At 68.5% G+C, this 4977-nt stretch carries 6 protein-coding genes; 1 reads left to right on the forward strand and 5 read right to left on the reverse strand.

Annotated elements, in window-relative coordinates:
• Positions 1-580 (forward strand): SDR family NAD(P)-dependent oxidoreductase (locus tag JWP28_RS18405; RefSeq protein WP_299545219.1); only part of this gene is annotated, 580 nt, incomplete at its 5' end.
• A 412-nt stretch (positions 581-992) separates the two neighbouring features.
• Here the strand turns inward: JWP28_RS18405 and JWP28_RS18410 are convergent.
• The 5 genes from JWP28_RS18410 to JWP28_RS18430 all read right to left on the reverse strand — a co-directional run.
• Positions 993-1577, reverse strand: coding sequence for a GNAT family protein (locus JWP28_RS18410; protein WP_299545221.1), 585 nt, complete (start codon positions 1575-1577; stop codon positions 993-995).
• 146 nt (positions 1578-1723) lie between these two features.
• Positions 1724-2476: a sulfite exporter TauE/SafE family protein gene (locus tag JWP28_RS18415; protein ID WP_299545223.1), complete on the reverse strand. Its 753-nt coding sequence runs from the start codon at positions 2474-2476 to the stop codon at positions 1724-1726.
• Positions 2467-3012, reverse strand: a complete 546-nt coding sequence (locus tag JWP28_RS18420) for a GNAT family N-acetyltransferase (RefSeq protein WP_299545224.1) — start codon at positions 3010-3012, stop codon at positions 2467-2469. Before JWP28_RS18420 ends, JWP28_RS18415 begins: the two co-directional genes overlap by 10 nt.
• A 58-nt stretch (positions 3013-3070) precedes the next feature.
• Positions 3071-4564 carry a tannase/feruloyl esterase family alpha/beta hydrolase gene (locus JWP28_RS18425; protein ID WP_299545226.1) on the reverse strand — a complete coding sequence of 498 codons (1494 nt, stop codon included), beginning with the start codon at positions 4562-4564 and terminating at the stop codon, positions 3071-3073.
• 106 nt (positions 4565-4670) lie between these two features.
• Positions 4671-4977 (reverse strand): acyl-CoA dehydrogenase family protein (locus JWP28_RS18430; RefSeq protein WP_299545227.1); only part of this gene is annotated, 307 nt, incomplete at its 5' end.

The following is a 4977-nucleotide window of genomic DNA, read 5'->3' on the forward strand; positions in this document are numbered from 1 at the left end:
CAACGCCGGCATCCTGCGCGACAAGACCTTCGCCAACACCTCCGAGGCCGACTGGGACGCGGTGATCAAGGTGCACCTGAAGGGGACCTACTGCACCGCCCTGCCGGTCTGGAAGTGGATGAAGGACAACGGCGGCGGCACGATGGTGCTGACCTCCTCGACCTCCGGGCTCTACGGCAATTTCGGCCAGACCAACTACGGCGCCGCAAAGGCCGGCATCTACGGAATGGTCCGGGTGATGGCCATCGAGGGGCGCAAGTACAACATCCGCGTCATGGGCCTGGCGCCCGGCGCCTACACCCGCCTGACCTCCGACCTGCCGGGCCGACAGGGCAAGGAGCCAGATCCGCTGAGCCTGCCGGAGAACGTCGCGCCGGGGGTGCTCTACATGGTCTCCGACCTCGCCGCCGACCACTCGGGCAAGGTGCTGGGCGTCTCCAGCCGCGGGGTGCGCGAGATCAAGATGCTGCAGACCGGCGGCTTCCAGCCCGGGCGGCCCTACAGCGCCCAGGAGGTGGCCGAACACGCCTCGGAAGTGTTCTTCCAGAACGTCGAGGAGCGGACGGCCCAGACGGCCTAGTGTGCTGGATTTGAAGTTCGCCTCATTCACGGGCCACGCGCCGAGCGAACTTCAAATCCAAGAAGCACACTAGAAACATATACTTGCTAGTGTCCTGATCGATTCCGAAGTTCGCCAAAGCCAGCCGCAAGCGCTTGCGAACTTCGGAATCGGGACACTAGGACCAATCGACATTCATTCGCTGCTGGCGGGGGTCCTTGTGCGTCCCTTCTCCCCTTGTGGGAGAAGGTGGCCTGCGCAGCAGGTCGGATGTGGGGTCTCTCAGAACCCTCGGCTTCACGCGATAGGCCGTCTCGCACGGACGGCGGAGCGAAACCCCACATCCGTCAGCCTTCGGCTGCCACCTTCTCCCACAAGGGGAGAAGGACCTCGAAACGGCCTTCGCTTTCGCCGCGCTGAATGTCGATCCGCCCTAGGCGAACCCGGCCAGCCGCGCGTCGAGGCGTTCGCGCACCGCGGGCCACTCGTCGGCGAGGATCGAGAAGATCACCGTGTCGCGGATGCGCCCGGTCCAGGTGACGCGGTCCTGGCGCAGGATGCCTTCCTGCGTCGCGCCGAGCTTGAGCACCGCGGCGCGGGAGCGGGCGTTGACCGCGTCGACCCGGAAGACGGCGCGGCGGCAGCCGGAGTCGAAGGCGGCGCCCAGCATCAACCGCTTGGTGGCGGGATTCACCGCCCCGCCGCGATGGTCGGGGTGATAATAGGTGCCGCCGATCTCCACCGACGCCTGATCGCGATCGATAGCGCTGTAACAGCTAAGGCCGATGCAGCGCCCGTCGATCGTCACCGCGAACCCGATGGTCCGCCCCTCGGCGATGTCGTTCGCCAACCGTGTCCACGTCGGGTCGAAATGCTCGCCGGCCCACGAGAACGGATAGAGCTCGGTCCAGGTCCGCGGATCGGCCTCGCAGGCGGCGCGCAGGTCCTCGCGGTGCGCCTCCCCCATCGGCTCCAGCCGCACGAAGCGGTTCTCCAGGACCTGCGGCTCCAACTGCATGTTTTCGCTCTGCACCCTAAAAAATCCCCGGCGGCTCTTGTGCAGCTCGCATCCGCACATACCTGTGGTCTGCCCATTCCTGGGCGTTTCCTCCCTAAACTTTCAAAAGCCGGGCCTTCGGGTCCGGCTCTTTTTTTGGCTGCGGCTCAGGCGTGCAGGAACAGCTGGGCCGCCTGGAACAGATAGGTGACGCCGACGCCGGTGACGATCCATCGCGTCCAGCGCTTGAAGTTCACGTCGCTCAGCCGGTCGAGGATCACCCCGCCCACCGCCGTGCCGGCCATGGAGAGCGGGATGGCGAGCGCGAACACCCACCAGGGCGGCAAGCCCTTGCCGCCGGCGCCGATCAGCGGCGCGCCATAGACGATGATCTTGGCCAGGTGGGCGAACACCTGGGTGGCGGCCTTGGTGGCGACGATGGCGTGGCGGGTCAGCTCCGTGCGGATGAAGAAGATGTCCAGGAGCGGCCCGGCGACCCCCGCCGACAGGTTCAGGCCGGTGACCGACAGGCCCGAGAGGAAGGCCTGCGCCGGCTTGGCGGCGTCGAGGTTGATCCACCGTTGCGGCAGCCAGGTGAGCCAGGGGACCAGACCCAGCAGCAGGTAGAGCAGCGGTTTGGAGGGGACGAGGGCCAGGAACGACACCGCCACGCCCGCGACCAGCGAGGCCAGGGCATACCAGCCGACGATGTCCCAGCGCACGTGCTTGCGGTGCAGGATCGCGCGCCAGCCGTTGGCGGTCAGCTGCAGGAGCCCGTGGGTGACGAAGGCCGCCGAGACCGGCAGCACCGCCGCCAGGGCGCCCATCAGCACCAGCCCGCCGGCCATGCCGAAGACGCCCGAGAGCGTCGCGGTGACGAAGGCCATCGCCACGACGAACAGGGCGACGGTCAGGCCCAAGCAGTGTCTCCCAAGGCCGCGAGCCGCTTGAAGAAAAAGGTGGTGGCGCAGAGCGCCCCGTCCGGCATCAGGGCGAAGTCCTCGACCACGCCCGCCCGCGTCCAGCCGAGGCTCGCATAGAGCTGCTCGGCCGCCCCGCCGGTCACCGTGTCCAGCACCAGCAGCCAGCGCCCCATGGCGCGGGCCTCGTCCTCCAGCACGGTCATCAGCGCCCTGGCCGCGCCCAGCCGCCGGCCGTGGCGGTGGACCAGCATCTTCGAGACGTCCGCCCGGTGCGGCTGGTTGGGCGGCCAGACGGGGATCAGCTGGACGACGCCGAAGATCCCCTCCGCGTCCTCCGCCACGAGGATGGCGCGGCCATCGTCCGCCTCCGCCTCGCCGCGCCAGAAGGCCGATGCCTCGTCCAGCGTGAGGTCGGCCATGAAGCTCACCGAGGCCCCGCCCGCCACGCAGTCGAGCAGCACCTCGCCCAGCGCCGGCGCGGCCGCGCGGGCTTCGTCAGGCGTCAGACGGCGGATGCGGAAGGGTGGTTGCATGTCCCGCGCCTACCGGCTCTCGCGTCGCACCGCCAGCCTCAAGCCCGAACGCCTCGCCTCAGCCCTTCTTCTTGGGAACGGCGCAGGCCCAGGTCTCGCCGGTCTTCCTGGCGACGCGCGGGTAGGGGCAGAGCAGCTGGCTGGGCGGCCCGCCGGGCGCCTGGGCCGGACCCGCGGTGGCGGTGAGTTCTCCCGGGGCCTTCTTGTCGCTCACCCAGCCGTCCAGCAGCGACAGCCACTCGACGCGCCCTGGCCCAACGCCGTCGCCGCAGTGGAGCATGCCGGGGACCATGTAGAGCCTATAGAACCCGCCGGTGTCCCCGATCGTGCGGCCCACCTCCTCGTAGTAGCGGATGGACGAGCGCGGCGGGATCGCGGGGTCGTTCCAGCCATGGTACTGGATCAACTTGCCGCCACGCTTGCGGAAGGCCGCCAGGTTCGGGTCCGGCGAGTCGATCACCGGGGCCATCTTGGCGTGCGCCTGGCTGTACTGCGCGCCCATATCCATTTTCAGGAAATCGAAGTTCGGATCCTGGAAGCCAAAGTATTTGAAGGCGTTGGATGCAAACTGGTGGCCCGCGGCCTTGGCGTTCAGATCCTGGCTCGGGCCGGTGATCCAGGCGTTCCAGCTGCCGTTCGCGGCTTCGGCGCCCGGGCTGTAGCCGGGGAACAGCACCTTGCCCTTGGCGTCCAGGCGGCCGTTGTAAATCGCCCGCGCCGACGCAACCTGCGGCGCGGTCAGGCAACCAGCCGTCTGGCCCGCCTTGCAGGCGAGCTTGCCGGGATCGACATGGCAGGCGGCCGGGTCGCGGATGAAGGCTTCGCCGCCGCATTGGGCCAGGGAGGTCTTCTGCAGCAGTTCCCGAGCCGGGGCGTCCAGGTAGCCGCCGGGCTTGGCCAGCGCCTGCTGCTGGAAGGCCGAGAGGCCGAACAGGTCGCTCATGTAGTTGGCCGGCGCGCCGGCGACGATGCCGTCGAAGTCGCCCGGGTAGCGCTGCGCTTCCATCAGCGCCTCGCGGCCGCCGTCGGAGCAGCCGAAGAAGTAGGACTTGCCGGGCGCCGAGCCCTTCTGGGCCGCGATCAGCGCCTTGGAGATCTCGGTGGTCTCCTTCAGGGCGCGGTAGCCGAAGTCGACCACCTTCTCCGGATGGCCCAGCGCCCAGGCCGCCGAAGTGCCGACCGCCTCCTGGTGGCCGTCGTCGGTGCCGGCGACCGCATAGCCGGCCTTGATCGGCCCCGTGAACAAGATCTTCGGGACCGTGCCGGCGAAACCGCCGTTGCCGACCTGCACGAACTTGCCGTTCCAGGCCGCGCCCACCGGGATCCAGACCTCCAGGCGGATGTCGCTGTCCTTGGTGGGCCGGCTGGTCACCGAGACCTTGCAGACCTGCGTGTCGCCCACGGCTTCAGCGACCGCCTTGGTCACCTCGGCATGCGGCAGGCGGGTCTTGGCGAGGTCAGCACAAGCCGTCTCCGCTTGCGCTGCGGCCGGCGCGCCCAGCGCCAGCAGCGACACGGTCGTTGCGGCAAGCGCCAGTGTGGTCGTTTTCATCCCCAAGCCCTCCCAAGCATTCTTTGTGCTCCGTGTAGGCACAACTGCCTTTGGGCGCAAAAACACTCCTCTCCCCCGGCTTTGCCTGAGGAGAGGAGATTGGTTCCTAGCTCCGGAAGCTGGCCGCCAGCGAGGGGTCCTGCGGCATCTCGCGGTACTGGCGCAGCTCGTTGCGGCCCACCACCATGTGGTGCACCTCGTCCGGGCCGTCGGCGATGCGCAGGGTGCGGGTCGAGGTGTACATCCGGGCCAGCGGGGTCTTCTGGCTGACGCCGAGCGCGCCGTACATCTGGATCGCCTGGTCGATGATCTGGCAGACCCGCTCGGGCACCATGGCCTTGACCATGTGGATCCAGACGCGGGCTTCCTGGTTGCCCAGGACGTCCATCGCCTTGGCGGCCTTCAGCACCATC

The sequence above is a fragment of the Phenylobacterium sp. genome (assembly GCF_028290885.1).
GTDB lineage: Bacteria > Pseudomonadota > Alphaproteobacteria > Caulobacterales > Caulobacteraceae > Phenylobacterium.